Below are 26,267 nucleotides of genomic sequence, written 5' to 3' on the forward strand. Positions count from 1 at the left end.
CGCCGCAGGCGGCGCCAAAAAACACAGCGGCCGTTTTCGATACCGACACAACCAGTGGATGCAAACTGGACCGAGACATCGGCGGACCGGCAAAGCCAGTATTGGATCCATGATCGAACTCGCCGCGGCGGCCGGGGTGGCGGTGGCCGCACTCGGCCTGGTGCTCACTCCCGGCCCGAACATGATGTATCTGGTCTCCCGGACGATATCGCAGGGCCGGCGCGCCGGCATGATCTCGCTGACCGGGGTCGCCGCCGGTTTCGGCGTCTACCTGACTGCCGCCGCGACCGGAATCACCGCGGTGTTCACCCTGGTCCCGGCGCTGTACACAGCGCTGAAGGCAGCGGGGGCCGCCTACCTGCTGTGGCTGGCCTGGCAGGCGATCAGGCCGGGCGCGGCCTCGGTCTTCACCCCCGAACCGCTCCCCCGGGACCCCGTCCGCAAGCTGTTCACCATGGGGCTGGTGACCAATCTGCTGAACCCGAAGATCGCCGTCATGTATCTGGCGCTGATTCCGCAGTTCGTCGCGCCCGGGGCGGGCCCGGTATGGGCCCAGAGCCTGTGCCTCGGGGCGGTGCAGATCACCGTCGCGCTGGTGGTGAACGCCCTTATCGTGTGCACCGCCGGGACGGTCGCGGGGTTTTTGAGCGGACGGCCGCTGTGGTTGCGCGTCCAGCGGTTCCTGATGGGTTCGGTGCTGGGGGCGATGGCGGCGCTGCTGCTCACCGACCGGACCCGTCCGGTGCCGGCCTGAGCAGTCCGATCAGCGCAACCGGACCCCCTGCAGTTTCGCCGGATTGGCATGGTCGTAGGCGCCCTGGATTACGCCGTCCACCACGGTGAAACCCATGACCCGCGACGGGAAACCCGGATAGTCCCCGTCGCCGGGGCGGGCGTGGAACAGCACTCCGAGCTGTCCGTTGACCCGGACGAACTCCATATCCTCGGCCCCGAGATCGACGCCCGGCCGGTCCAGGCCGTAGCGACGGATGAGACCGAGGAACAACCGGGCGACCTTGTCCGGTCCGAAGATCACATTGCGCGCGGTCTGGGTGGTGCCGCCGGAATCGCCGATCATCTTCGCGTCCGGATGCAGTACCGCCGCCACGGCGCGGGCATCGCCGGTGCCCAGCGCCACCAGGAATTTCTGCACGGCTTCCTCGTGCTCGCCGTCGGCGGCGACCGGCGGTGTCTGTTCGCGTACGACCTTGCGCGCGCGGGCGGCCAACTGCCGGGCCGCTTCCGGGGTGATATCCAGAATGCCGGCGATCTCGCCGTAGGGTACCTGCAGACCTTCGTGCAGTACGAAGGCCACGCGTTGCGGTGGGGTGAGCTGATCGAGCACCACCAGGGCCGCCATCCGGAATTCCTGACGCTGCACCACGGCGGCGAGTGGGTCCGCACCGGGCGAGCCGGTCAGTGGGGTCACCACCGGCTCCGGGAGCCATTGGCCGATATAGTTTTCCCGGCGTACCGCGGCACTGCGCAACCGGTCCAGGCAGAGCCGGGACACCACGGTCGTCAACCAGGCACGCAGATCCTCGATCTCCGACTGCGAGGCGCCGGCCAGCCGTAACCAGCTCTCCTGCACCGCGTCCTCGGCATCGGCCACACTGCCGGTCAGCCGGTAGGCCACCGCCAGCAGATGTCCACGATGGGACTCGAAGAGGTCGGCGAGAAGCGTGGCTACCACCGCCGGAATTCTACGGAGCCCCGCTGCCGGGCCGGGCGGCGGCCCGGCGCGCCGGACCGGGAATTCGGATGCCGGAGACCCTCTCGAACTGCCACCATCGACGGGTGGAGGAGCGCACGCTGACCGACGGCACCGTCTGGCTGAGCCGGCCGGTGGAATCCGATATCGAGGCGATCGTCGAATGCTGCCAGGATCCGGCGATCGCCGAATGGGTGACGATCCCGGTGCCCTACGGGCGCGCCGATGCCGAATACTTCGTCCGCACCAGGTCGGCCGAGGGCTGGGCCGCCGGCAGTCCGTGCTGGGCGATCCGGCTCGGCGAGCACGACCGCCTCGTCGGCACCGTGGGCCTGGGCGTGCGGCCATCGGACGAGGGCTCCGCCGAAATCGGTTACTGGCTCGCCGCCGAGCACCGCCGCCAGGGACTGATGTCGCGGGCGATCGCGCTGGCGTGCGATTTCGGCTTCGACTCGGCGGGGATGGGCCTGACCCGCATCCATTGGCGGGCTTTCGTCGGTAATCACGCGTCCGCCGCCGCGGTCCGCGCACAGGGTTTTCGCTACGAAGGTCTGGCCCGGCTGGGCAGCGTGTTGCGCGGAAGCCGTCGCGACCATTGGATGGCCGCCCGCCTGAACACCGATCCGCCCGGTCCGGCGGACGGCTGGCCGGGCGGGGTCTGATCCGCGGCATCCGTCGTATTCGGCGGTAGCGGCCGAATACGCACGGCCGTCGGCCCGGCCGCCCGCGCCGCGGACCCGTGGTCCGTACGGCGCAGCGACCGGATCGTCAGCGCAGGCGGCGCCGGGCGACGGCGTCGGCCAACCGGTCCAGCTGGGCGGCGGTGGTGTCCCAGTCCATGCAGGCGTCGGTGATGGACTGGCCGTAGGTGAGATCGGCGGACCGGCCCAGGGTGAGGTCCTGGCGGCCCTCCACCAGGAAGCTCTCCAGCATCACGCCGACCACACCCGGTTCACCCGCGGCCAGCCGCTCGGCGATATCGGCGACGACGACGGGCTGACGCCGGTGGTCCTTGTTGCTGTTGCCGTGGCTGGCGTCGACCACGATCCGCTGTGGCAGCTTCGACTTCTCCAGCCGCGCGCAGGCGTCGGCCACCGAGGCCGCGTCGTAGTTCGTGCCGTTGGATCCACCGCGCAGGATCACATGGCAGTCCTCGTTACCCGCGGTCTGGATCAGCGCGGCCCGGCCGTCGAGATCGGTACCGGGGAACACATGACTGGCCGCGGCCGCCCGGACCCCGTCCACGGCGACCTGCACATCGCCGTCGGTCCCGTTCTTGATCCCGACCGGCATGGACAGGGCGCTGCTCAGCTGCCGGTGCACCTGGCTGGCCGCGGTGCGCGCGCCGATCGCGCCGTAGGAGACCAGATCCGAAATGTACTGCGGGGTGATGGGGTCGAGGAACTCGCAGGCCACCGGCAGACCCAGCGCGGTGATATCGAGCAGCAGCTGACGGCCGATCCCCAGCCCGGTGTTGACATCGAAGCTGCCGTTGAGATGCGGATCGTTGATCAGCCCTTTCCAGCCCAGTGTGGTGCGCGGCTTCTCGAAGTAGACCCGCATGACCAGGTGCAGCCGGTCGGAGAGTTCCGCCGACGCGCCGGCCAGCCGCCGCGCGTAGTCGAGCGCGGCGACCGGGTCGTGCACAGAGCACGGCCCGACGATCACCATCAGGCGGTCGTCGACCCCGTTGAGGACCTCGACGGTGGACTTGCGCCCGGCCCGCACGGTGGCGGCGTGATCGTCGGTGATGGCATGGACCCGGCGCACCTCGGCCGGGGAGCGCAGCGGGCTCACACTGAGGGTGCGCTGATCGTCCAGATCGGAATGGTTGGCGTCGATATCGACCGCGGTTGTCATTGTGGGTGGTGTCCTTCTCGTTCGGGCCGACCCACGGAAATATTCGCCCGTCGAGCCGGTCGTCATCCGGCTCGGGGGAAACTGGTCAGCGCGCGTGATAGCGGCAGACCGACCCGCCCCGGGCCGGCTTGCTAAACCAGAAATACACGCGCTGCACGATTGGTCACGGTACCAGGCGGTTGACCACGGAGTTGGATGCGGGGCGGAATCACATGAAGGAAAGTGATACTCGACACAATTCCACCCCGGCGCCGTGTCAGAACTGGCCGGGCTCGTAGTTCCCGGCCGGAGTGTGGGCGATGGCGTTGAGCCGGTTCCACGCGTTGATGGTGGCGACGGCGACGAGCAGTCCACCGATCTGGTCCTCGTCGTAGTGCTTACGCACCCGCTGCCAGGTCTCCTCGCTCACCCCGCCGCCGTCGGCCAGCCGGGTGCCCGCCTCGGTGAGTTCGAGCGCGGCGCGTTCGGCCTCGGTGAAGACGGTGGCCTCTCGCCAGGCGGCGACCAGGTTGATCCGCAGCGTGGATTCCCCGGCGTGCAGGGCGTCCTTGGTGTGCATATCCAGGCACATCGCGCAGCCGTTGATCTGGCTGGCCCGGATCTTCACCAGTTCGTAGGTGGCGGCGGGCAGACCCGAGCTCTCGGCCACCTTGCCGGCGGTGACCAGACGCTTCACGTAGCTCGCGGTGACCTTGTTCTCGAAGAGATTCACACGGGGTTCCATGTCCGGATTCCTTTCGTTCCTGCCTTGTCACAGAGAAGACGACGCACCGGACTCAGGTGTGACATCCCGCGGTTGAGCACCGCGGGATGGCGGGGCGATCAGGCCGAGAAATCGAACTTCACGTCGGTCAGCCGCTCCGAGAGTTCCCACAGCGAACGCGCGGTGAGCTGGTCCTTCGCCCGTTTCGAGCAGCCCGAGCGGCCGGGGTGGCCGCGCATCCCGCCCAATCCGGTCGGCCCGTAGTAGGCGCCCGGCTCGACCGGGGCGGTGGCGGCGAAGAGTTCCGGCAGCGCCCCCATCTCCGCACTCTGCGCGAACACCTTGTTACCGATGTTCATCACCGAGTCGAGCACGGTCTCGGTATGGGACTGCAGTTCGGTGGCGGCGTAGCCGGGGTGGGCCGCCACCGACAGCTTCGCCGAGCCGGCCGCGGCGAGCCGGCGCTGCAGTTCGAAGGCGAAGAGCAGATTGGCCAGTTTCGACTGGCCGTAGGCCGACCAGCGCTTGTACGGGCGCCGCTCCCAGTTGAGATCCCCCAGGTCGATGGCACCGGCCGCGTGGGCACCGCTGGACAGGGTGACGACCCGCTCACCGATTTTGCCGAGCAGCAGGCCGGTGAGCGCGAAATGGCCGAGATGGTTGGTCCCGATCTGCATCTCGAAACCGTCGGCGGTCCGCCGCAGCGGTACCGCCATCACGCCGGCATTGTTGATCAGAACGTCCGCGCCCTCCACCCCGGCGGCGAACTCCCGGACCGAGGACAGATCGGCCAGATCCAGCTTCCGGACCTGCGCCCGCTCGCCGATCTCGTCGGCGACGGCCTGCCCCTTGCCCACATTCCGGCAGGCCAGGATCACCTGTGCCCCGGCTCCGGCCAGGGCTCGCGCGGCGACCGCGCCGAGCCCGCTGTTCGCCCCGGTGATGATGACGGTTCGACCCTGCTGATCGGGGATGTCCCCGACGCCCCAACCACTCATGGGGCGAGTCTAATGCGCGACGGGGATGTGCACCGGGCGCGACGGACCGGGTATCCCGGACAGCATCCGGATCTCTCGCTCACGCCGGGACCTGCACGGAAGAGACACGCCCTTTTCAAAAGATATAGGGTTGCCTAACCTATCAACGGACCGGAAACGCGCCGCACACGCTTTCGAGTCCCTGTTTTCCCAATGAGGCATATCGTGACTTCCACCGCCGCCGGCACCCACCGTGACGGTTATGTTCCCTTCCCCGAGGACCTGGCCGAGACCTACCGCGCCGCCGGCTACTGGACCGGCACCACCGTGGGGGATCTGCTCCGCGATACCGCGCGCCGTAGCCCGGAGCATCCGGCACTGCTCGGCGACCGGCCGCTGACCTACGCCGAACTGGACGCGGAAGCCGACCGGATGGCCTACGGGTTCCTCGCCCTCGGGATCGCGCCGGGCGACCGGGTGATCGTCCAACTGCTCAACACCCCCGAATTCGCGATCGCGCTGTTCGGCTTGTTGCGCGCCGGCATCATTCCGGTACTCACCTTGCCCGCGCACCGCCGGGCCGAGATCGAACACCTGGCCGGTCTCTCCGACGCGGTCGCGTACCTGGTCGCCGACCGCCAAGGCGATTTCGACTACCGGCAACTGGCCGCCACCCTGCTGACCACCGTCGAATCGTTGCGCCACGTCCTGGTCGCCGGTGCGGCCGGCGAATTCACCGAACTGATGTCCATCGCCCGGGACACCGGATCGCTGCCCGCGATCGACCCCGCCGATATCGCGCTCATGCTGGTCTCCGGCGGCACCACCGGACTCCCCAAACTCATCGCCCGCACCCACGACGACTACGTCTACAACGCCACCGCGAGCGCCGCCGTCTGCGAACTCGGCGAGCGGGACGTCTATCTGGCCACCCTGCCCGCCGCGCACAACTTCCCGCTGGCCTGCCCGGGCATCCTGGGCACGGTGGCGACCGGGGGCGCACTGGCCTTCGTCGCCGACCCGAGCCCGGAGAGCGCCTTCGCGGCGATCGAACGCCATCGCGTCACCGTCACCGCGGTGGTGCCGCCGCTGGCGCAATTGTGGTCGGCCGCGGTGGAATGGGAGGACGCCGATATCTCCTCCCTGCGCCTGCTACAGGTCGGGGGCGCGAAACTGGCCGAGGTGAACGCCCGCGAAGTGGCGCCCGCGCTCCGGGTGACGCTGCAGCAGGTCTTCGGTATGGCCGAGGGGCTGCTGAATTTCACCAGGCTCGACGACGATCCGGAGATCGTCTGCACCACCCAGGGCCGCCCGCTGTGCCCGGCCGACGAGATCAGAGTGGTCGACGAGGACGGCGTGGACGTCGCACCGGGCGCGGAGGGCGAACTGCTCACCCGCGGCCCGTACACCCTGCGCGGTTATTACCGCGCCCCCGAACACAATGCCCGCGCCTTCACTGCCGACGGTTACTACCGCAGCGGCGATCTGGTGCGGCAGCTGCCCAGTGGGCACCTGGTGGTGTCGGGCCGGATCAAGGACGTGATCAACCGGGGCGGGGAGAACGTCTCCTGTGACGAACTCGAGGAGCATCTGCTCGCCCACCCCGCCGTCCGGCACGCGGCCGCGGTCGGCCTGCCCGATCCCGGACTCGGCGAAAAGGTCTGCGCGGTACTGGTCGTCACCGGCGATATGCCCACCCTGGCCGAGATCAAGGAGTTCCTCACCGGGCGCGGTCTGGCGACCTACAAACTCCCGGACATCCTGCGCCGCGCGGACACCCTGCCGCTGACCGCGGTGGGCAAGGTCGACAAGAAGGCCCTGCGCGCCCAGGAGTAGGTCGGGAGACGGTCCGGGCCGCGGGGCCCGCGACCGTCCGGGCGCCGGGTGCCCTACGCCCTCACCACGTAGGGCGCCACGCTGCCCAGCTTCTCGCAGGTCTCCTCGAACTCGCGTTCGGGCCGCGACTGCGCGACCACCCCGGCTCCCGCACGCAACCACGCACCCGCATCGGTCTGGTACACCGCGCGCAGCACCAGCGCGGCCTCCAATGCACCGGTCGGCGAAACCATCAGCACCGCACCGGAGTACAGACCACGCGGACGGTCGTGCCGGAAGACCGAATCGACCCCCGGCCGCTTCGGAATACCCGAGGCGGTCACCGAAGGGAAAATGGCGTCCAGCGCGTCCCAGGCCGTACGGCCGGCCGCGAGGCGCCCCCGGACGGTAGAGGCCAGATGTTGCACACTGCCGCGTTCGCGCACCGCCATGAAGTCCGAGACCGAGGTGGTGCCGGGTTCGGCGACCGTACCGATCTCGGCGAAGCAGGTCTGTACGGAGAGGGCGTGTTCGACGATCTCCTTCGGATCGGAGATCAGCTCCGCGCGCGCGGCACTGTCCATCTCGGCCCCCAGCCCGAAGGCGCGGGTGCCGGCGAGCGGTTCGGTACTGACCGTCCGGTCGTCGTCCACCGAGAGCACCAGTTCCGGGCTGAACCCGGCCGCCTCCAGTCCACCCAGCTTCAGCAGGAAGGAGCGAGCGGGAGTGTTGTGCGCCCGGCCGAGCCGGTAGGTGGCCGGGATGTCCACCGCGAAGGGCAACTCGACCTTTCGCGAGAGAATGACCTTCTGGTACCGCCCGGACTCGATCTCCGCCACGGCCGCGGCGACGCGCTCACGGTAGCCGGAGGCGTCGATCCGCACATCCACCGGATGGGGTTGCGGGAGCGCGGTGTCCCGGGAACTCGCGACGGTATCGGCGAGAGTCGCGGCCTCGTCCGGATCGGCTCCGGTGATCCACACCGCCCCGGTGGTGTCGATCCGTACCTCCACGCGCGGGATCATCAGATGAACCAGGGCGGTGCCGGGGCGCAGATACCCGGTGGCTCCCAGCGACCACGCGCAGAATTCGAATCCGATCCACCCGTAGGCATTGCGGCCGGTCATCGGAAGTTCGGCGAGCACGTTGTTCATCACCGCGGCCGGGCTGCCGGACCAGCCGCGGGCCGTGGTCTTGCCCGCCCAGGTGATCCGCAGTTCGCCGGCATCGAGTTCGACGGTGCCGATCGGGTCCGCGGCGAAGACCCATTCTCCGCCGCGTTCGTAGACCACATGGTCGCCGAAGTGGTCCGCGGCGGCCAGGCGCGCCATGGCTGCCGCCGGGTCGGTCACATACTCGGCGCGTAAACGTTCGTCAGTGGTCGACAACGATCCTCCAAGGCTAACCGACCCAAATCCGGAAGTAAGGTTAGCATTACCTCTTCTTATTGGGAGGTCTCGGAAACGACCGGAAACGAGCCAAACAACCCCAACGGCGCGAGAGCCGTCCATAGTGGTTGGCAAGGAGTATTTTCGAGCCGACGACCGATCGGATCCCGCCGATCCGGTTACGCGGCCCCGGCCCGGGCCGGGGCCGGGGCCGACCGCCCTCATCCGAGCAGAGGATCCACACCATGATCGAGCACCGAAGTGGAGCTCCGGCAACCTCCGACCTGCCGCTGGAATCGGTGGTCGCGCTGGTGGATTCGGCTTCGGGTACCGAACGCGAACTGATCGGGCGCTGGATCGCCGATGGCGGCCTGGCCGCCGAACTGGGCGTACGCGCCCCGGTCACCCAGCTCGACCTGGACGCCGGTGCCATCGCCGACCGGCTCACCGGCCGCACCGACGATCCACTGGTGGTCCCGGTCCGGGTGCTGTGGCTGCCGCCCGAACGCGACGGCGTCCGGCGGGTGACCTTCGGTGACCTCGCCCAGCTCACCAATCCGCGCCGCCCGAACCGGCTCGCCCAGCGGCGGCTGATCGAACGGTCCCCCGACCGTCACCTGGTACTCACCGGCAGCCCGGCCCGGCTGAGCGAACTGCGGGCCAACAATCCCGAGGCCACCGCCCTGCACTACGCCGGCACCGCCGACCCGTTGGCCCGCGCGGTGGTACGCGCCGCGGTGGTCGCGCTCGAACGCGCGGAACGCGGCGTCATCGGTGACCGGTACAAGGTTCCCCGCCTGGTCACCGAGGAGATCCTGGACTCGCCGGAATTCCTGCGGCGGCTCGAATCGATCGCCGACGAGATCGGGGCCGATCCGCAGGAGGTGCACCGGCGCGCCGAGAAGGCACTGAACGAACTGGTCGCGGCGCAGAGCCGCATGGTCTCGGATCTGTTCACCCAGGCCATGCGCCCGGTCCACGCGTCGACCTGGAAGGTGGACTGCGACGAATCCGGGCTCACCGCCCTGCGCGACCTCAACCGGCGCTACCCGCTGGTCTTCCTGCCCTCCCACCGGTCCTATGTGGATGCCTTCGTCCTGGGCGATGTGCTGGCCCGCAACGATTTCCCGCCCAACCACGTGGTGGGCGGCGCGAACCTGCGGTTCTGGCCGATGGGGCCGATCGCCCGGCGCACCGGGACGATCTTCATCCGGCGCAGTTTCGGTGGCGACACGGTGTACCAGGCAGTGGTCGAGGAGTACTTCGGCTATCTGATGGCGCGACGGTTCAACCTGGAGTGGTACTTCGAAGGCGGCCGCACCCGCACCGGAAAGCTACGCCCGCCCCGCTACGGACTGCTCAACTATCTGGCCGCGGCCGTGCGCCAGGAACGGATCGCCGACGCGCTGCTGGTCCCGGTCTCGATCACCTACGAGCGGCTCAACGAACTCGGCGCCATCGCCGACGAGCAGATGGGCGGTCGCAAGAAACCCGAAGGCCTGGCCTGGCTGGCCCGCTACGTCCGCAACCAGCAGCATTCGGCCGGGCACGTCTACGTCCGCTTCGGGGCCCCGCTCTCGGCGCGCGAACGTCTCGCCGCCCACGGCGATCCACTGATCGCGACCCCGGTCACCATCCCGCTGTACCCGGCCGACACCACCGGCCGGGCCCGAACCGGCCCCGACGAGCCACGCGACGAGAGCGACGAGAAAGAACGCCTGGCGGTACAACGGCTCGCGTTCGATGTCGCCGTGGGTATCAACTCGGTCACCCCGATCACCGTCAACGCCCTGGTCACCCTGGTCCTGCTGGGTGTCCATCAGCGGGCACTCACCAGGGCCGAGGTCTGCGAGGTACTCGCCCCGGTGCTGGACTACATCGAACAGCGGGATCTGCCGTGTGGCGAGATCGCGAAACTGCGCGACGAGCAGAGCCTGGCCGTGGTCCTCGAGCAGTTGTCGCTCGCGAAGGTGGTCACCGTCTACCGCGGCGGGGTCGAGCCGGTGTACTCCATCGAGGCGGGCGCCCACCTCGAAGCCGCGTTCTACCGCAACAGCGCGGTGCACTGGTTCGTCGATCGCGCCATTGTCGAACTGGCGATCCTGGCCGCGGTCGACGCCGCGCCCGACGATCCGGCCGGTGATGCCGTCGGGCCGGACGCCGATGCCCTGGATATCGGTTGGGAAGAGGCCTACCGGCTGCGGGACCTGCTGAAATTCGAGTTCTTCTTCCCGGACCGGACCGAGTTCGCCGAGCGGATCACTGCGGAGGTGCTGCTGATCGACCCGCGCTGGCGGTCGCGTTCGCGCGACACACTCGGCAGTGAGATCCTGGCCGCACTCACCGGCACCGGCTTCATGATGGCCCACCGGGTACTGCGCTCGTTCTTCGATGCGCAGCTGGTGGTGGCCGAGCGACTGGCCGCCCGGGACCCGGCGACGGGGGTCGACCGCAAAGAGTTCGTCGACGAATGCGTCTCGGTCGGCAGGCAGATGCTGTTGCAGCAGCGGCTGCACAGTACGGAGTCGGTTTCCACCGAACTCTTCGGCAGTGCGCTGAAACTGGCCGCCAATCGTGGGCTGCTCGAACCCGCGGACCCGGAATCGGCGGAATCGGTGGCCGAACTCGCCGCCCGGCGTGCCGAGTTCGCCGAGCGCTTGCGCACCATCGGCTTCCGGATCTCCCGGGCCGCCACCCTCGACCCGTCCAATCTCCCGGCCGGACGGGTCCGATGAGCACGCGGGAAGCGGGCACCGGGCACACCGGCGAAAACCCCGCGCCGTCCGGGATCGACGCGGTGGTGGCCGCCATCCGTTCGGGCCCCCGCGGCGCCGGGGTCGGCGCTGTCTTCGACCTGACCGCGCTGGCCGAACTCGGGTCCGCGCCCGTGCCGCGGTGGCGCGGGCCGGACCGCGAGCTGCTGGAAACGCTGTTCGATCAGTTACGGCACAGCGGCGAGAGTTCGGCGGGCGATGTGCTCGAGCGCGGCGTGCGGGCCGCGGCCGGCCGGACGCCGGAAGAGCTGACCGCGCTGGGCGAACGCCTGTTCAAACGGGGCTGGTACGACCGGTTACGCCCCGAGCTGCTGCGCTTGGTGCAGGAACATATCGCGGCCGGGCACACCGTGGTGTTGACCGGGGACGCGGCGGAATTCCAGTTACGTCCCGCGGCCGCCGCGCTCGGTATCCCCCAGGTGCTCGGCAGCCGGGCGGCGGTCTCCGGGGGCCGGCTGACCGGGCGCATCGAGGGCGAAGTGCGTTACGGCCCCGAGAAGGCCGAGGCGGTGTCGGAATTCGCGGCCGCCCATGGAGTCGACCTCAGGCGTTCCTATGTCTACAGCGGCAGCGCGGGCGATCTCCCGCTGCTGGCCCGCGGCGGCACCCAGGTCCCGATCGCACCCGACCCCGTGCTCGCGGCCACCGCGGCCGAGTACGGCTGGGCCACACTCGCCGTGGGCCCGCGGACCGCGCCGCGCCCGGCCGACTATCTGCGGACCGTGCTGGGGCTCTTCGCCCTGCTCGGCGGAGCACTGTACGGGGTACTGCGCAAGTCCTACACCCGCGATCGGCGGGCCATGGCCGACGCTCTCATGAAGTACGGCACCGCCTGGCCGCTGCGCCTGTGTGGGATCCGGCTCCGCGTCACCGGCGCGGAACATGCCCGCCACCCGCGGCCCGCGGTCTTCCTGTTCAACCATCAGAGCCAGTTCGACGTGCTCATCGTGCCCGCAGTGCTCGGTGGGCACGTCACCGGCATCGGTAAGAAAGAACTCATCCGGCATCCCATTTTCGGCCCGCTCATGCGGTTCGTCGGCGTCACCTTCATCGACCGTTCGAACACCGACCTCGCCAAGGCCTCGCTGGCGCCGGTGGTGGACACCCTGCGCGGCGGCCTGTCCGTCGCGATCGCCCCCGAGGGCACCCGTTCCTACACCGCGCAACCAGGCAGGTTCAAGAAGGGCGCCTTTCACATGGCCCGGCAGGCGGGGGTGCCGGTGATCCCGGTGGTGATCCGCAATGCCGCCGAGGTCGGCCGGCGGGATTCGATGATCGCGCGGCCCGGTGTGGTCGAGGTGGCGATCCTGCCGCCGATCGCTGTGGACACACAGGACCCGTCCGAACTGGACGAGAAAGTCGCCGAGGTGCGGCAGCGTTATCTCGACACACTGCGCGACTGGCCGCGCTGAACGGTGTCAGAGGGCGCGGCCGAGGAGCAGCTTCCACGGCATCAGCGCCGATTCCAGCTGCACCTTCAGGCTCATCTTGGAAGCTCCGAGGGTCCGCTCCTCGAAGCGGATGGGTACCTCGGCGATACCGATGCCCTGCTTCTTGGCCCGGTAGTTCATCTCCACCTGGAAGGAGTAGCCGTTGCTGCGGATCGTGCCGACCTCGATGGCGCGCAGCGTATCGGCCTCCCACGCCTTGAAACCGGCGGTGGCGTCCTTGATCCCGAGCCGCAGGATGGCATTGACGTAGAAGTTGGCCCACGCCGAGAGCGCCTTGCGGTACCACTTCCATTCCGCCGCGGTGGAACCGCCGGGCACATAGCGGGACCCGAGCACGACTCCGATACCCGGCCGATCCAGCTCCGCCAGCATGGCGGGGATCACCTCGGCGGGATGGGACAGATCGGCGTCCATCTGGATCACCACATCCGCGCCCTCCTCGAGGGCCCGGGTGATGCCGGCGATGTAGGCCCGGCCCAGTCCGTCCTTCTCCGTGCGGTGCAGTACCGACACGACGTCGGGCAGCTCCGCGGCCAGCTTCTCCGCCACCTCACCGGTGCCGTCCGGGGAGTTGTCGTCGACTACCAGTACGTGCAGGCCGGGCACGGGTAGTGCGGTCAACCGCTCCACCGCTACCGGCAGATTGTCCCGCTCGTTGTAGGTCGGCACAACAACGGTAACCCTCAAGGGTCGCCCTCCCTGCTCACCTGGTCTCGCCCCGCGGCCGGGTAGAGCAGGCCGCGAGCGTCGCTACGAATTACCCGTGAACGGTAGCCCAACCGCCCACCCGGGAATGCAGCGCACCGGTGATAGCGTCCCCGAGCGGGGCCATCGGCACTTCTTCGGGCGAATCAGTCGCCCTCGCGATACGCCCGATCCGCCGCGTCCTGCGTGGCATTGCGCTGCCGCACGATCTCGAGCGCGCGTTCGGCCGTGGCCTGATCCGGATACGGCCCCATCCGGTCCCGGAACCAGCACTGACGCCCACGTTCGGCGCGCTGATGCTTCAAGCAGTAATACCACCGTTCGGCCATGGTCACAGCATTCCACCCGGCCGGGGTCCGAAACAGCAGAAACCCCCCGATCGTGGTGATCAGGGGGTTGATTGTGGCCAGGGCCGGGATCGAACCGGCGACCTTTCGCTTTTCAGGCGAACGCTCGTACCAACTGAGCTACCTGGCCGCAGGCACCCGGAACGAATGCCATCCGATGGAGGCCGGATTGCTCCGGCATCCACTGGCGACCCTGACGGGACTCGAACCCGCGACCTCCGCCGTGACAGGGCGGCGCGCTAACCAACTGCGCCACAGGGCCTTGCTGTGTGCCACCTATTCGCATAGGTGGTACCCCCTACGGGATTCGAACCCGCGCTACCGCCTTGAAAGGGCGGCGTCCTAGGCCGCTAGACGAAGGGGGCTCGTCCCGGATTTCTCCGGACCGGCTTTCAACGGCTGTCCGTTGGGAGCTCGCATAGCTTATGACAGGGTGCGCACAATTCCCAAATCTGCTGGTCAAGCGGGGGAACCCAGCTCTTCCAGGCGCGCGCTCGCCCGCCACCCCGACCGGCCGAACTCGGCGACCCACGCCGGGGTACAGGTGGCCTGGATCAGGACCTCCAGCGACTCCCGGAACCGGGTGCGCAGATCCGGCTCGCCACCGTGGGCGTCGGCCATATAGCGCTGACCGATCAGCGCGCCGGCGAGGGTCCGGGTGAAGCGGTCGGGATCGGTATCCGGGCGCAGCTGGCCCTGTTCGATCGCCGCGACCGTCAGATCGCGGATGGCCGCGGAGAGCATCGGACAGCCGCCATGGCCCTGCCGATGGAAGCCGGGGTCGATGACGAGCCGGAATTCGGCCTGCACGATTATGTCGTGCTCGAGTCGCAGCGCGAGCTCGTCGAAGACGCCGTGCAGAATGTCGAGCGGGCCCAGGTCCGTGCGCACGAGCCAGCGATCGATGGTGCTGCCGTATCGCTCGATCGCCGAATCGAGAACGGCCCGCGCCAGATCTTCCTTCGAATCGAAATGGAAGTACATGGCGCCCTTGGTCGCCCGCGATCCCTCCAAAATGCGGTTGAGCGAAGCCGCGGCATAGCCGCTCTTCCCGAACTCAACGGCGGCGGACCGGATAATTGCTGCCCGTGTCCGACGGGCCCGCTCTTGCTGCCGTGCCATGCTCGAAACGCCTCCGAAGCCTTGTGCAATCCGCGGGATTTCCACCCGCAGAATGCTCGCGACCGTTCATCCGCCTTCGAGAAGCGGGCCGAGGTCGCGAACTTATCCTGTTGTATGCCGACCTGCGGTCGGTTTATTGACCTGTACCGAACCTTTGGTACGAAACCCAGCCCGCAGAGGAAACACACCGGCTGGTATAATTCGATGGCCCGGGTGCGCCGCAGGGGGTGCGCATCCGGGCATTCCGTTGCGCCGTTCCTGGTCCCCCATACGCCTCCCGCAGCGCCGTCCCGAGTGACACCCCGAATTCGCTGATTCGTCACGGTACTCGGAATCTCGTACCGGCATGCGGTAAACCGATACAGCGGGCTACCATTTCGCCGTCCGGATTTCGCGAACCGGACATCGAGGAGGCCGAACGAATGGCCGAGCGAATCCTTCGGTAACGCAGGATCTTCGACCGCTCGGGCAGGTTCGGAGCCGGTACTCAGCCGGCTGCTCCGACCCCTGGATGGATACCGCCCCGCTCATGCGCCCCGCCGGGAGCGCAACACCCCGGAAATCCGGTTCCCGAACCCCACATCTGCGAGAAGTCTGCCTTCATCGATCCAAAGGCATTGGTATCCAACATATTTGGATCGTATCGTGCTACCCGTTGTATCAACAATGCCGCAGGTACCGTGATACCGAACTCATGGGTATGGTTTCCGGCTCACCGGGTCCACCGAACGAGCCCGACCTCCCCCACCACCCCATCGGGCCACCGTCCGCCCGGCCCACGCCGGACCGGGCCCTCCCCACCCGAGTGACGGAAAGCACCAGCATAGCCACCCGATTACAAGAAACGCGGACTCGACCAGTACACTTGCGCCCGCGCCCCTATAGCTCAGTTGGTAGAGCTACGGACTTTTAATCCGCAGGTCCCAGGTTCGAGCCCTGGTGGGGGCACCCCGGGCGCCCGGCCCACCGGCCGGGCGCCCACCTCTTCTTCCCACCCTTGGTGGGTCCCCCTGTGAGTTGGACCAGCCTTGACCCGGCCGCGATGTGACCGGAGCCGACGCGCGCGGACTTCTTTCGGCCCAGTGCCCGGGCGATCCCATGACGAGGATGAACAACCCTGATCAGCCCCGTAACTACCGGCCGGACGCCCGCGTGCGCCGACCGATGTGCTATTTCCCACGGCCGCTAACGCAATCGAGACACCGGGCGATACGCCCATGACTGCGGATCCGGCCATACACTCGGGTGTGACCCCGGGCAGGGACACCTACACCAACGTGCAATCTTTCACGGTCGGATGCGTTTCGCATCACACCTACGGTGCCGTAAGGTATGGCCGCATCGGCATCGGTCTACATCAGGTGACCCGCACCAACGCAACATATGAAGGGCTTGATTACATGGCAAGGGATCTGACTCAACTCGAGCTGCTCACAGAGTTGGAGCCGGTTGCCGAGCAGAACGTCAACCGGCACCTCTCCTTGGCTAAAGAGTGGCATCCGCACGACTACGTCCCCTGGGACGAGGGTCGCAACTTCGCCGCACTCGGCGGACAGGACTGGGACCCCGACCAATCCAAGCTCAGCGAGGTCGCCAAGGCGGCCATGATCACCAACCTGCTCACCGAGGACAACCTGCCCTCCTACCACCGGGAAATCGCCGAGAACTTTTCCCAGGACGGCGCGTGGGGGACCTGGGTCGGCCGCTGGACCGCCGAGGAGAACCGGCACGGGATCGTCATGCGCGACTACCTGGTCGTGACCCGCGGCGTCGACCCGGTGGCCCTGGAGCAGGCTCGCATGGTTCATATGACCAACGGTTTCGCCTCACCCGCCGAGGTCGACGCCGGTTTTCTGCATTCGGTGGCCTATGTGACCTTCCAGGAACTGGCCACCCGCGTGTCGCACCGCAATACCGGCAAGGTGTGCGACGATGCCATCGCCGACCGCATGCTGCAGCGCATCGCGGCCGACGAGAACCTGCACATGATCTTCTACCGCAATATGTGCGGCGCGGCCCTCGACCTGTGCCCGGACCAGGCGCTGGAGGCCATCGCCCTGATTGTGGAGAATTTCCAGATGCCCGGCGCCGGGATGCCGAATTTCCGGCGCAACGGTGTGCTGATGGCCAAACACGGCATCTACGATCTGCGCCAGCACCTCGAAGAGGTCGTCCAGCCGGTACTGAAGAAGTGGGATGTGTTCGGCCGTACCGACTTCACCGCGCGTGGTGAGCAGACACGGGAGCGCCTCGCCGATTTCCTGGACAAGCTCTCCAAGGACGTCGAGAAGTTCGAGGAACAGCGCGACCGGATGCTCGCCCGCGAGGCCGCCAAACGCGAGAAGGCCTTCGCCACGGTGAGCGGCTGAGCGTCCACCACGAGAACCAGCGACCGAGACCGCCGGTGTCACCGGCGGTCTCGTCGCATTCACGGGCGGCCCCCGCGACCCCTCTTATTTCATCGGCAGGGCACCGTCCACGCCGCCCACATCGGTGATCTGCCGGCCGGAGTTCTCGTCGACCGTCACCGTGTAGGTGACCGTGGTCTGCGTTCCGTCCGGATTCTGGGCGTTGGTCGAGGTCACGTTCACGAAGACGTTCACCTTGCGGACCCCGTCCTGTTCGGACATGACCTTCGCGGTGATGGGGGCGGCGGTCGAGGTCCACTGCAGTGGCACCAGGATCTGCTCCAGTTTCGGCGCGGTCTCGTCGAACTTGCCCGCCAGCTGAGGGCTGGTGTTCTTCTTCAGGGCGGCGATCCAGGCGTCGAGATCCTTGAAGTTCACGGTGGCCGCGCCTACCGCGTACTCGGTGGCCAGCTGCTCGGCATGGATGTCGGCCGCGGCGCGCTCGTCGCGATCGGCCAACTCGCCTCGTGCGGTGAAATAGAGCACGGCGAAGACGATCGCCGCCACGGCGAGCACCGCCACGACCGCGCCGCGGATCAGGCTGGAAACCTGGATGGACACCGTGCCCGGGCGGGATTCGGCCGGGGCCGGTTTCGCGGGGGTGGCGACGGGTTCGCCCGCGCCACCGGCGGTCTCCCCCGGCTCGCGACCGGCGTCGTCGGTGTTCTCGGCCATGGATGTCGTCCTCTTTCGATTGCTCCCGATCAGGGCAGCGGCCCCGGCGGTGTATCCAGCGGAAATCGGGCGGCCGGCGGGTCCGGCGTTCACGAGGCTAACGCCCGGCCGGACCGGACCCGCAGCTACCCCGCGGGGCTCGCCACGCCGGTCACCGACGCAGCCGAAAGGACCTCCGGCGGCGTGCTGTCGCGCGGTGAGGCACCCGACAGTGACCGGGCCCGGACGCTCGAGGGAAAATGGAACACTGTGCAAACACAGCTGGAGCAGGAGACACGTCTGCGGATCGGCCCCTACCCGGTCGATCCGCCGGTTGTTCTCGCGCCGATGGCCGGTATCACCAACCTGGCTTTCCGCAAGCTCTGCCGGGAGTTCGGCAGCCCGACCGCGATCTACGTCTGCGAGATGATCACCGCGCGCGCGGTGGTGGAACGCAACGAGAAAACGCTGCACATGATGGCGTTCGACGAAGGCGAATCACCGCGGTCGATGCAGCTCTACGGTGTGGACCCGGCCACTCTGGGCGAAGCCGTCCGGATCATCGTCGGCGAGGGCTGGGCCGATCACATCGATATGAACCTCGGCTGCCCGGTACCCAAGGTGACCCGGCTCGGGGGCGGCGCCGCCCTGCCCTACAAGCGCAATCTGTTCGCCCGGATCGTCCGGGAGATGGTCCGGGCCGCCGAACCGGCGGGGGTGCCGGTGACCATGAAATTCCGTATCGGAATCGACGACGAGCATCAGACATACCTCGATACCGGCCGCATCGCCGAGAGCGAAGGCGCGGCGGCGGTCGCCCTGCACGCGCGCACCGCCGCGCAGCGCTACTCCGGAACCGCCGACTGGTCGGCCATCGCACGCCTGAAAGAGGCGGTCACCACGATCCCGGTACTCGGTAACGGCGATATCTTCAGTGCCGCCGACGCGGTGACGATGATGGCGCAGACCGGCTGCGACGGGGTCGTGGTGGGGCGCGGCTGCCTCGGCCGGCCCTGGCTGTTCGCCGAACTCGGTGCCGCTCTGCGGGGCGAGCCCGCGCCGGTGCCGCCCACCCTCGGTGAGGTGGGCGCGATCCTGACACGCCATGCCGGACTGCTCGCCGAGCACCACGGCGAAGACAAGGGCATGCGTGATCTGCGCAAACATATGGCCTGGTATTTCATGGGCTTCCCGCTGGGCGCGGAGCTGCGGCGCAGTTTCGCGACGGTCTCCTCGCTGACCGAACTCGAAACGCTCATCGAGCAGCTCGATCCCACCGTCCCGTTCCCGGCGGACGCCGGCGGCCCCCGGGGCCGGCAGGGTTCGCCGGGCAAGGTCGCGCTTCCGCACGGCTGGCTGGACGATCCCGAGGACGGGACCGTCCCGGCCGCGGCCGATGTCATGCACAGCGGCGGCTGAATTATCCACAGCGGGGCACCGGCCGATTCGACACGCCGATTCGACACGCCGCGAAACCGTCGTATGCGCGTGCAAACATAACTGCGGGCAACATCTCAGCATTTACCGCTTTTGCTGCCCTCTCGTAATGTCCGAGTGGCTCTCAGTGGCGAAATCGTTATCATTGCGGAATCCCGCGCAGCCTTTCGAGCACGGTTGCGTCGGCAGTGAGTTGCGGAAAAGCGAGGTTCATTGGTGGGTGACGATCGGCACGGGCGATCATCAGGGCCCGGAGGTCGCGCACCGTGGGAGCGGTATCCCGCGGGAGAGTCCCCCGAAATGGACGACGCGCGAGGGTCTCGCCGGCCGCGGCAGCCGGAGCCGCCCGCCAACCCCGGGCCGCTGACGGTCCAGGATTTGGTCGACCGGGTGGACAGTGAGCGGACGGTCCGGCGTCGCGAGGGCGACGCGCCCCGACACGGAGCACCGGACGGCCCGCCCCCGGGACGCGCGCCGCGCCCGCCGGGTCCGGGACCGCAGCCCGGCGCCGAACAACGCCCCCGGCCGGAGCAGGGCGGTCCCGGCGGTTCACCCGCAGCGCGGCCGAATCGGCCGCCGGCTCCCCCGCAACGTCCCGCTACACCCACGCCGGGCCGGCCCTCCACCGGCTCGACTCCCGCCGCGCAACCAGGTCCGGCGGAGGGTCGGCCCACGGGGCCGCCGCCCCGTCGTCCCGACCGGCCGCAACCCCCCGCAGCCCGCAACCAGCCGCCCGCCCCCCCGCAGCGGCCCGGCCCGGAGCAGCCCGGGCGCTCACCCGGCCGCCCCGGCGGCGAGATGCCGCCCCGCCCGAGCGCGTCCCGTCCGCCGACCGGCAACCGGGCGGCGGTGCCGCCGCCCGCCAAGCCCACCCCGGATCCGTCGAAACGTCCGCCGACCGGACAGCATCCCGCCGCACCGCCGCCGGGCGAGCCCGGCGATCCGACCACCGTGGTTCCACAGCAACCCGACCCCGCCCGAGGCGGCCCGCGACCCGGTAGCGAAGCGGCACCGAAACGGTCCCGGCAATCATCCGGCACACCTCGGCGTGGCAAGAATGCGAAAGCCGCGGCCGTGGTAGCCGCGGACCCCGCCGAAATGGTCACCGATATTCTCGACCCGCTCGACGAGACCGATTCCCGGATCAGTGGCCGGACCGATACCGCCGGCTGGCCGACCTCGGGACCGGCCGCCCCGGAAACCATCGGCAAGCCGAAACGACGGCAGACCCCCGAGAGCAAGCGCAACAGGCGGCTCCGAATCGCGGGTCGCGCCGGGGTGGCCTTCTTCTCCGTCCTGGCACTGCTGATCACCGGTGGTGGCTGGAGCTACCTGCGCGCCACAGGTAACAGCTTCACCCAGGTGTCCGCCCTCGCCGAGAACGATGACGATGTCATCGATGCCCAAGCCCAGCTCGGTGACGAGAACTATCTGATCGTCGGCACCGATACTCGCGCCGGAGCCAACGGTGATGTCGGCGCCGGCACCGTCGAGGATGCCGAGGGTGCACGCGCCGACACCACGATGCTGGTGCACATCCCGCAGAACCGGCAGCGCGTGGTGGTCGTCTCCTTCCCGCGCGACCTGGATGTCTCCCGGCCCGAATGCAAAGGCTGGAACAACGAGCAGAACGGCTACACCGAGGACGTATTCCCCTCGGCCATGAGCGACAAGCTCAATGCCGTGTACGCGCGGGGTGGTCCTCGCTGCCTGCTGTCCACCATCCAGCGGTTGACGGGCAGCACGATCAACCATTTCATCGGGATCGACTTCGCCGGGTTCGAGCAGATGGTGAACAAGGTCGACGGTGTCGAGGTGTGTGTATCCAAGCCGCTCGAAGACGGGGTGCTCGGCACCATCATTCCGGAGGCAGGCCGCCACCGCATCGACGGCGCCACGGCCCTGAACTACGTACGCGCACGCCATGTCTACGGGGAAGAGCGCAGCGACTACGACCGGATCAACCGGCAACAGAAATTCCTGGCCTCGCTGTTGCGCGGTGCGCTGTCCGGAAAAGTCCTGTTGGATCCCGGAAAGTTGAACGGCTTCATCAAGGCATTCACCGAGGCCACCTTCGTCGACGGGGTCCAACCCAACGACCTGCTGATGCTCGGCCGATCGTTGCAGGACCTGGAGTCGGGAGCGGTGACCTTCTTGACGGTCCCCACCGCGGGCACCACCTCCTACGGCAACGAGATCCCGCGCACCTCCGATATCCAGGCGATCTTCCAGGCGATCCGCGACGATCAGCCACTGCCGGGAGAGAAGACCGCACCCGCACCACCCCCGACCTCCGAAGCACCGGTGCCGCCGTCGCTCACCGCGGTCGATCCAAGCGCCCTGTCGCTGCTGGTCTCCAACGGTTCGGGAATCGCCGGCCTGGCGAGTTCCACCGCCAGCCAGATGGCCAATGTCGGTTTCAACATCTACAACTACGACAACTACACGGAGGGGAACTCGACCGAGACGAAGGTCCGCTACTCCGCCGGCCACGAGGCCGAGGCTGCCACGGTCGCGAGCGCGATTCCCGGCGCGACCATACAGCTCGACGAGTCGCTGGGCAGCATTGTCGAACTCGTCCTCGGCGAGGATTACCAGCAAGTGGTGAACGAGCCCACCCCGGTCGGCAGCCCCATCACCGATGTGCCGCCCACCAGCACATCGCCGGTCGAACTGCCCACCGACCTGGAGCACGTGAACGCCGGAGACGATCCCTGCGCCGCCCAGTAACTCAGGCGGGAACAGGCCGCCTACCGGGTTATTCACCCCGTGTTGGTGACGTGGACAGTAGTGCCAACTAGTCTTCTGGTTCATGCGTGTCATCTACAACGAGCAAATGGCCGATCTCGCCCACCTGCTGGGCGAGATGGCCGGGTTTGCCGGTTCGGCCATGGATCGCGCCACGCAGGCTCTGCTCCAGGCCGACCTGCCGCTTGCCGAGCAGGTCATCAGCGAAGGCGATCGGATCGCCGAGATGATCGCCGACGCGGAGGAGAAGTCGTTCGCGCTGCTCGCCCTGCAGGCCCCGGTAGCCGGCGATCTCCGGCAGGTCGTCAGTGCGATCCAGATCGTCAACGACGTCAACCGGATGGGTACGCTCGCTCTGCACGTGGCCAAGGTGGCCCGCCGCCGGCACCCCAATCACGCCCTCCCCGAGGCGGTCAACGGCTACTTCGCCGAGATGGGCCGGATCGCGGTCAGCATGGGCCAGGGCGCCAAGGAGGTGCTGGGTTCCCGCGATCCCGAGCGCGCGGCGCAGCTGAATCAGGACGATGAGGCGATGGACGATCTGCATCGCCACCTGTTCACCCTGCTGATGGACCGGGAATGGAAGTACGGGGTGGCGGCTGCGGTCGATGTCACCCTGCTGGGTCGCTACTACGAGCGCTTCGCCGACCACGCCGTGGAAATCGGCCGCCGGGTAATTTTCCTGGTCACCGGTGTACTTCCGCCCGACGAAGACGCCGAGGTATAGCCCGGGCCCAGGTTCGGCCGCCGGATTCCGCGACGGTCGGATCGGCCTGCCGTCGGCCGGGATGGACCGTCCCCGGTGAGGTAGACGCGGGAGTCGTAGCCGCCCGATATAGAAACCACGATCTCCGCAACACCCAGAATTTCTGGGCGTTGCGGAGGTCGCTGAAACCCGCGTGGCATCGGGCGGGGCCGATTATTGGAGTTTGGTTACGTGCCGACGGACTGCCAGTTGTCGACAGCGCAGATTTCGACCGGAGCCGGTATCGCTAGTTGACAACGATCCATTCGTACCGGCCCTGGCCATGTGAGTAGCACAGCCACTTCGTCGTGCCCTCATGGCGAGTGTTGCCAACGGTATGCTCATTGCACGGGTCTGTCGGCACAGCCGCAGCCTGCGGGGCGAGCAACGTCGAGGCCAAGATCGTGGCCACACCGAGCAATCCACTGGTAAGTAATCGTACTGCCATCACGAATCCTCTTTCGCTCGAATAGATTTCGCAGAGGTCGTGCTATTTTCTCCCCCCTGCATCACACAGGATATCGAAACATGTTGCGAGAAACAACAACTCGTCGCGACTCACGTGCGGCGGGCAGTGCAGCGGCAGCTGCGGGTTCGGTGGCGACACGAGGGATTCCGGCCGGTACGACGCATACAGAGAAGCCCGCGGGAATCGTTCCCGCGGGCTTCTCGTCGTCGGTGCCGCCGGTGGCTCAGCCGAAACGGCCGGAGATGTAGTCCTCGGTGGCCTTTTCGCCCGGGTTCGAGAAGATTTTCTCGGTATCGTCGATTTCTACGAGCCGGCCCGGTTTGCCCTGGGCCTCGAGATTGAAGAATCCGGTCTTATCGCTCACCCGCGCCGCCTGCTGCATATTGTGGGTGACGATGACGATCGTGTATTCCTTCTTCAGCTCGGTGATCAGGTCTTCGATCGCCAGCGTGGAGATCGGGTCCAGGGCCGAGCAGGGCTCGTCCATCAGCAGCACATCCGGGGACACTGCGATGGCGCGCGCGATGCACAGACGCTGCTGCTGACCGCCGGAGAGGCCGCCACCGGGCTTGTCCAGGCGATCCTTCACCTCGTTCCACAGGTTCGCGCCGCGCAGCGAACGCTCGGCGACCTCGTCGAGTTCACCCTTGTTGCGCACACCCTGCAGTTTGAGACCGGCCACCACATTGTCGCGAATGGACATGGTGGGGAACGGGTTCGGCCGCTGGAACACCATGCCGATGGTGCGGCGCACGCCGACCGGGTCCACCTGCGAGGCGTAGATGTCCTCGCCGTCGAGCATGACCGCGCCCGAAACGCTGGCGTTCGGAGTCACCTCGTGCATCCGGTTCAGCGACCGCAGCACCGTGGACTTCCCGCAACCCGACGGACCGATGAAGGCGGTCACACTGCGCGGCAAGACGTTGAGCGACACATCGGCGACGGCGTGGAATTTGCCGTAGAAGATGTTCAGGTCTTTGATGTCGATCCGCTTGGCCATCTGTTTTCCGTTTCCGCCCTTATCGGTTCCGCGTGAGGAGCTTGTTGACAGCCGCGGCCGCCAGGTAGAGCACCGCGATCATGAGGATCAGCGTCAGCGCGGCACCCCACACCCGCTGCCGGCCCGCGTCCTCGGCGCTCTTCAATTCCTGGAAGATCAGCAGCGGCAGCGAGGCCATATTGCCGTCGAAGATGTTCATATTGATCGCCTTGCTGTAGCCGACCAGCACCAGCACGGGCGCCGTCTCGCCCATCACACGGGCCAGCGCGAGCAGGATCCCGGAGATCATGCCGGGCAGGGCGGTCGGGATGACGATCCGCACGATCGTCTTCCACTTCGGGATGCCGAGCGCGTAGGAGGCTTCGCGCAGCTCGTCCGGGACGAGTTTGAGCATTTCCTCGGTATTGCGGACGACCACCGGGAGCATCAGCAGCACCAGGGCCAGCGCCACGGCGAACGAGCTCTGCGGGAAACCCAGGGTCGCGATCCAGAGCGCGAAGATGAACAGCGCCGCGACGATGGAGGGGACGCCGGCGAGGATATCGACCATGAAGGTGGTCACCTTGGCGAACCGGCCGGTGCCGTACTCGATCAGATAGACCGCCGCCATGATGCCGAGCGGTACGGCGATGACCGCGGCCACCGCCGACTGCACGATGGTGCCGTAGATGGCGTGGTACACACCGCCGCCGGTCTGATCGGGCAGCACCCCCTTCTGCGAGTTCTGCCACCACTCGAGCGACATGACGACACCGATACCGTTGCTGACCACCATCCAGAGCACCCAGCCCAGGGGGATGAGGGCGACGAGGAAGCACAGCGCGAACACCGCGGTCGCGATGTTGTTCTTGATCTTGCGGGCCGTGCTCACATCCCGGAAGGTCGGCGCCTTGATCGGCTTGTCGAGGCCGGTCGTGGTGGTGGTCATCAGCCGTTCACCTTTCCGCCTGCCGCGAGCCGGGCCAGCGCGTTCACGACGAAGGTCAGCGCGAAGAGCACGAAGCCCGCCGCGATATAGGCGCCGGTCGGCAGCGGCGCGCTGAATTCGGCCGCGGCCGAGGCGATCTTGGACGCGAAGGTGAAGCCGCCGTCGAACAGCGACCAGGTGCCCGGGGCCGCCGAGATCTTCAGGATGAGCAGGACGGCGATGGTCTCACCGAGAGCGCGACCCAGACCGAGCATGGAACCGGCGATCACACCGCTGCGGCCGTAGGGCAGGACGGTCATCCGCACGACCTCCCATTTGGTCGCGCCGAGGGCCTGGGCGGCCTCGATATGCGCCGGCGGGGTCAGCGCGAAGACCTCACGCGAGACCGAGGTGATGATCGGCAGGATCATCACCGCCAGCACCACGCCGGCGGTGAAGATGGTGCCACCGCCGCCGATCGAGACATTGCCGTCGGAGAACAGGAAGAACCAGCCGAGGTTGCCGTTGAGGAACTCCTGGACCGGTTTCAAATACTCCGCCAGCACCAGCAGGCCCCACAGTCCGTACACGATCGAGGGCACCGCGGCCAGCAGATCGGTCAGCATGGAGAAGGGGCGGGCGAGCCGCTTCGGCGCGTAGCGGGTGAGGAACAGCGCGATGCCGACACCGATCGGCACCGCGATGACCAGCGCGAACGCGGAGCTCAACACCGTCACCATGAACAGGTCACGGATACCGAAGCGGAGATTGTCCGCGTCACCGGTGTTGAACTCCGCGCTGGTGAAGAAGTTCACCTCGTCAGCCCGGAGCGAAGGCACCGCACGAATCAGCAGGAACAGTGCGATCAGCGCGATGGAGGCCACGATGATCGCCGCGGCGGTGGTCGCCAGCGATTTGAACACCAACTCGGCCCGCCTGCCATGACCGCGACTTTCACCGCCTAGCGGCGGCTTGCTGGGATGGCTCGACATTGATGCGGGGACTCCCGCCTTCGGCAGGCCCGTCGCGCTGGACGAGCCTGCCGA

General features: G+C 67.8%; 21 protein-coding genes and 4 tRNA genes. 10 read left to right on the top strand and 15 right to left on the bottom strand.

All coding sequences use genetic code 11. The annotated features are described in order from the left end of the window. The first annotated feature begins 109 nt into the window (after window positions 1–109). The gene (locus tag NF4_RS04095) at window positions 110–754 is read left to right on the top strand and encodes a LysE family translocator (protein ID WP_063125959.1); all 645 of its coding nucleotides are present in this window, start codon (window positions 110–112) and stop codon (window positions 752–754) included. A 9-nt stretch (window positions 755–763) separates the two neighbouring features. Here NF4_RS04095 and sigJ read toward each other — a convergent pair whose 3' ends face one another. Beyond that, window positions 764–1,693 (bottom strand): RNA polymerase sigma factor SigJ, encoded by a 930-nt coding sequence (gene sigJ, locus NF4_RS04100; RefSeq protein WP_063125960.1) that lies wholly within the window; start codon window positions 1,691–1,693, stop codon window positions 764–766. 104 nt (window positions 1,694–1,797) lie between these two features. On the opposite strand from sigJ, the gene NF4_RS04105 reads away from it, so the two are divergent. Further along, entirely contained in the window at window positions 1,798–2,373 is a 576-nt protein-coding gene (locus tag NF4_RS04105; RefSeq protein WP_063125961.1) for a GNAT family N-acetyltransferase, read from the top strand. Window positions 2,374–2,479: 106 nt separating this feature from the next. Here the strand turns inward: NF4_RS04105 and NF4_RS04110 are convergent, their stop codons facing one another. From NF4_RS04110 to NF4_RS04120, 3 genes are all read right to left on the bottom strand, one after another. Continuing rightward, a complete protein-coding gene (locus tag NF4_RS04110) occupies window positions 2,480–3,571 on the bottom strand; it encodes a 3-deoxy-7-phosphoheptulonate synthase (protein WP_063125962.1) in 1,092 nt (363 codons plus the stop codon). Window positions 3,572–3,827: 256 nt separating this feature from the next. Continuing rightward, a complete protein-coding gene (locus tag NF4_RS04115) occupies window positions 3,828–4,295 on the bottom strand; it encodes a carboxymuconolactone decarboxylase family protein (RefSeq protein ID WP_063125963.1) in 468 nt (155 codons plus the stop codon). 98 nt (window positions 4,296–4,393) lie between these two features. After that, entirely contained in the window at window positions 4,394–5,272 is an 879-nt protein-coding gene (locus NF4_RS04120; protein WP_063125964.1) for an oxidoreductase, read from the bottom strand. A 192-nt stretch (window positions 5,273–5,464) separates the two neighbouring features. On the opposite strand from NF4_RS04120, the gene NF4_RS04125 reads away from it, so the two are divergent. Continuing rightward, a complete protein-coding gene (locus NF4_RS04125; protein WP_063125965.1) occupies window positions 5,465–7,087 on the top strand; it encodes a (2,3-dihydroxybenzoyl)adenylate synthase in 1,623 nt (540 codons plus the stop codon). Between the two features lie 53 nt (window positions 7,088–7,140). Here the strand turns inward: NF4_RS04125 and NF4_RS04130 are convergent, their stop codons facing one another. Further along, window positions 7,141–8,454, bottom strand: coding sequence for a salicylate synthase (locus NF4_RS04130; RefSeq protein WP_063125966.1), 1,314 nt, complete (start codon window positions 8,452–8,454; stop codon window positions 7,141–7,143). A gap of 245 nt (window positions 8,455–8,699) precedes the next feature. Here NF4_RS04130 and NF4_RS04135 point away from each other — a divergent pair, with 245 nt between their 5' ends. Further along, the gene (locus NF4_RS04135; protein ID WP_063125967.1) at window positions 8,700–11,189 is read left to right on the top strand and encodes a glycerol-3-phosphate 1-O-acyltransferase; all 2,490 of its coding nucleotides are present in this window, start codon (window positions 8,700–8,702) and stop codon (window positions 11,187–11,189) included. Then, window positions 11,186–12,640 carry a 1-acylglycerol-3-phosphate O-acyltransferase gene (locus NF4_RS04140; RefSeq protein ID WP_063125968.1) on the top strand — a complete coding sequence of 485 codons (1,455 nt, stop codon included), beginning with the start codon at window positions 11,186–11,188 and terminating at the stop codon, window positions 12,638–12,640. The genes NF4_RS04135 and NF4_RS04140 overlap by 4 nt, the downstream gene beginning before the upstream one ends. Window positions 12,641–12,646: 6 nt before the next feature. Here the strand turns inward: NF4_RS04140 and NF4_RS04145 are convergent, their stop codons facing one another. The 6 genes from NF4_RS04145 to NF4_RS04170 all read right to left on the bottom strand — a co-directional run bounded on the left by NF4_RS04145 (window position 12,647) and on the right by NF4_RS04170 (window position 14,853). Then, complete coding sequence (locus NF4_RS04145) at window positions 12,647–13,366, bottom strand: polyprenol monophosphomannose synthase (RefSeq protein ID WP_269749579.1); 720 nt, start codon at window positions 13,364–13,366, stop codon at window positions 12,647–12,649. Between the two features lie 164 nt (window positions 13,367–13,530). Continuing rightward, window positions 13,531–13,713: a hypothetical protein gene (locus NF4_RS04150; RefSeq protein WP_030522827.1), complete on the bottom strand. Its 183-nt coding sequence runs from the start codon at window positions 13,711–13,713 to the stop codon at window positions 13,531–13,533. 74 nt (window positions 13,714–13,787) lie between these two features. Further along, window positions 13,788–13,861 (bottom strand) — tRNA-Phe (locus tag NF4_RS04155). Between the two features lie 55 nt (window positions 13,862–13,916). Beyond that, window positions 13,917–13,993: transfer RNA gene (locus NF4_RS04160), tRNA-Asp, on the bottom strand. 27 nt (window positions 13,994–14,020) lie between these two features. Beyond that, a tRNA-Glu gene (locus NF4_RS04165) sits at window positions 14,021–14,096 on the bottom strand. 94 nt (window positions 14,097–14,190) lie between these two features. After that, window positions 14,191–14,853, bottom strand: coding sequence for a TetR family transcriptional regulator (locus NF4_RS04170; RefSeq protein ID WP_063125970.1), 663 nt, complete (start codon window positions 14,851–14,853; stop codon window positions 14,191–14,193). Between the two features lie 875 nt (window positions 14,854–15,728). On the opposite strand from NF4_RS04170, the gene NF4_RS04175 reads away from it, so the two are divergent. Next, a tRNA-Lys gene (locus NF4_RS04175) sits at window positions 15,729–15,801 on the top strand. Window positions 15,802–16,253: 452 nt separating this feature from the next. Next, window positions 16,254–17,222 (top strand): acyl-ACP desaturase, encoded by a 969-nt coding sequence (locus tag NF4_RS04180; RefSeq protein ID WP_063125992.1) that lies wholly within the window; start codon window positions 16,254–16,256, stop codon window positions 17,220–17,222. A gap of 84 nt (window positions 17,223–17,306) precedes the next feature. Here the strand turns inward: NF4_RS04180 and NF4_RS04185 are convergent, their stop codons facing one another. Continuing rightward, the gene (locus NF4_RS04185) at window positions 17,307–17,936 is read right to left on the bottom strand and encodes a hypothetical protein (protein WP_063125971.1); all 630 of its coding nucleotides are present in this window, start codon (window positions 17,934–17,936) and stop codon (window positions 17,307–17,309) included. Window positions 17,937–18,185: 249 nt separating this feature from the next. Here NF4_RS04185 and dusB point away from each other — a divergent pair, with 249 nt between their 5' ends. From dusB to phoU, 3 genes are all read left to right on the top strand, one after another. Beyond that, window positions 18,186–19,334, top strand: a complete 1,149-nt coding sequence (gene dusB, locus NF4_RS04190) for a tRNA dihydrouridine synthase DusB (protein WP_084532850.1) — start codon at window positions 18,186–18,188, stop codon at window positions 19,332–19,334. A 1,092-nt stretch (window positions 19,335–20,426) separates the two neighbouring features. Beyond that, a complete protein-coding gene (locus NF4_RS04195) occupies window positions 20,427–22,082 on the top strand; it encodes an LCP family protein (protein ID WP_232330315.1) in 1,656 nt (551 codons plus the stop codon). Window positions 22,083–22,164: 82 nt separating this feature from the next. Further along, window positions 22,165–22,827 carry a phosphate signaling complex protein PhoU gene (gene phoU / locus NF4_RS04200; protein ID WP_063125973.1) on the top strand — a complete coding sequence of 221 codons (663 nt, stop codon included), beginning with the start codon at window positions 22,165–22,167 and terminating at the stop codon, window positions 22,825–22,827. A gap of 710 nt (window positions 22,828–23,537) precedes the next feature. On the opposite strand, the gene pstB is transcribed toward phoU, so the two are convergent. The 3 genes from pstB to pstC are packed head-to-tail and all read right to left on the bottom strand — an operon-like array spanning window position 23,538 to window position 26,213. Beyond that, window positions 23,538–24,314: a phosphate ABC transporter ATP-binding protein PstB gene (gene pstB / locus NF4_RS04205; protein ID WP_063125974.1), complete on the bottom strand. Its 777-nt coding sequence runs from the start codon at window positions 24,312–24,314 to the stop codon at window positions 23,538–23,540. A gap of 19 nt (window positions 24,315–24,333) precedes the next feature. Beyond that, a complete protein-coding gene (pstA, locus tag NF4_RS04210; protein WP_063125975.1) occupies window positions 24,334–25,242 on the bottom strand; it encodes a phosphate ABC transporter permease PstA in 909 nt (302 codons plus the stop codon). After that, the gene (gene pstC / locus NF4_RS04215; RefSeq protein WP_063125976.1) at window positions 25,242–26,213 is read right to left on the bottom strand and encodes a phosphate ABC transporter permease subunit PstC; all 972 of its coding nucleotides are present in this window, start codon (window positions 26,211–26,213) and stop codon (window positions 25,242–25,244) included. Before pstC ends, pstA begins: the two co-directional genes overlap by 1 nt. Between the last annotated feature and the right edge of the window lie 54 nt (window positions 26,214–26,267).

This window comes from Nocardia fusca NBRC 14340 (genome assembly GCF_001618425.1).
GTDB lineage: Bacteria > Actinomycetota > Actinomycetes > Mycobacteriales > Mycobacteriaceae > Nocardia > Nocardia fusca.

Bases quoted from the DNA above. Each gene is read 5' to 3' on its own strand.
- NF4_RS04095 (WP_063125959.1), top strand. From the start codon at position 110: ATGATCGAACTCGCCGCGGCGGCCGGGGTGGCGGTGGCCGCACTCGGC.
- NF4_RS04110 (WP_063125962.1), bottom strand. From the start codon at position 3,571: ATGACAACCGCGGTCGATATCGACGCCAACCATTCCGATCTGGACGAT.
- NF4_RS04115 (WP_063125963.1), bottom strand. From the start codon at position 4,295: ATGGAACCCCGTGTGAATCTCTTCGAGAACAAGGTCACCGCGAGCTAC.
- NF4_RS04120 (WP_063125964.1), bottom strand. From the start codon at position 5,272: ATGAGTGGTTGGGGCGTCGGGGACATCCCCGATCAGCAGGGTCGAACC.
- NF4_RS04125 (WP_063125965.1), top strand. From the start codon at position 5,465: ATGAGGCATATCGTGACTTCCACCGCCGCCGGCACCCACCGTGACGGT.
- NF4_RS04135 (WP_063125967.1), top strand. From the start codon at position 8,700: ATGATCGAGCACCGAAGTGGAGCTCCGGCAACCTCCGACCTGCCGCTG.
- NF4_RS04140 (WP_063125968.1), top strand. From the start codon at position 11,186: ATGAGCACGCGGGAAGCGGGCACCGGGCACACCGGCGAAAACCCCGCG.
- NF4_RS04150 (WP_030522827.1), bottom strand. From the start codon at position 13,713: ATGGCCGAACGGTGGTATTACTGCTTGAAGCATCAGCGCGCCGAACGT.
- NF4_RS04170 (WP_063125970.1), bottom strand. From the start codon at position 14,853: ATGGCACGGCAGCAAGAGCGGGCCCGTCGGACACGGGCAGCAATTATC.
- NF4_RS04180 (WP_063125992.1), top strand. From the start codon at position 16,254: ATGGCAAGGGATCTGACTCAACTCGAGCTGCTCACAGAGTTGGAGCCG.
- NF4_RS04185 (WP_063125971.1), bottom strand. From the start codon at position 17,936: ATGGCCGAGAACACCGACGACGCCGGTCGCGAGCCGGGGGAGACCGCC.
- phoU (WP_063125973.1), top strand. From the start codon at position 22,165: ATGCGTGTCATCTACAACGAGCAAATGGCCGATCTCGCCCACCTGCTG.
- pstB (WP_063125974.1), bottom strand. From the start codon at position 24,314: ATGGCCAAGCGGATCGACATCAAAGACCTGAACATCTTCTACGGCAAA.
- pstA (WP_063125975.1), bottom strand. From the start codon at position 25,242: ATGACCACCACCACGACCGGCCTCGACAAGCCGATCAAGGCGCCGACC.
- pstC (WP_063125976.1), bottom strand. From the start codon at position 26,213: ATGTCGAGCCATCCCAGCAAGCCGCCGCTAGGCGGTGAAAGTCGCGGT.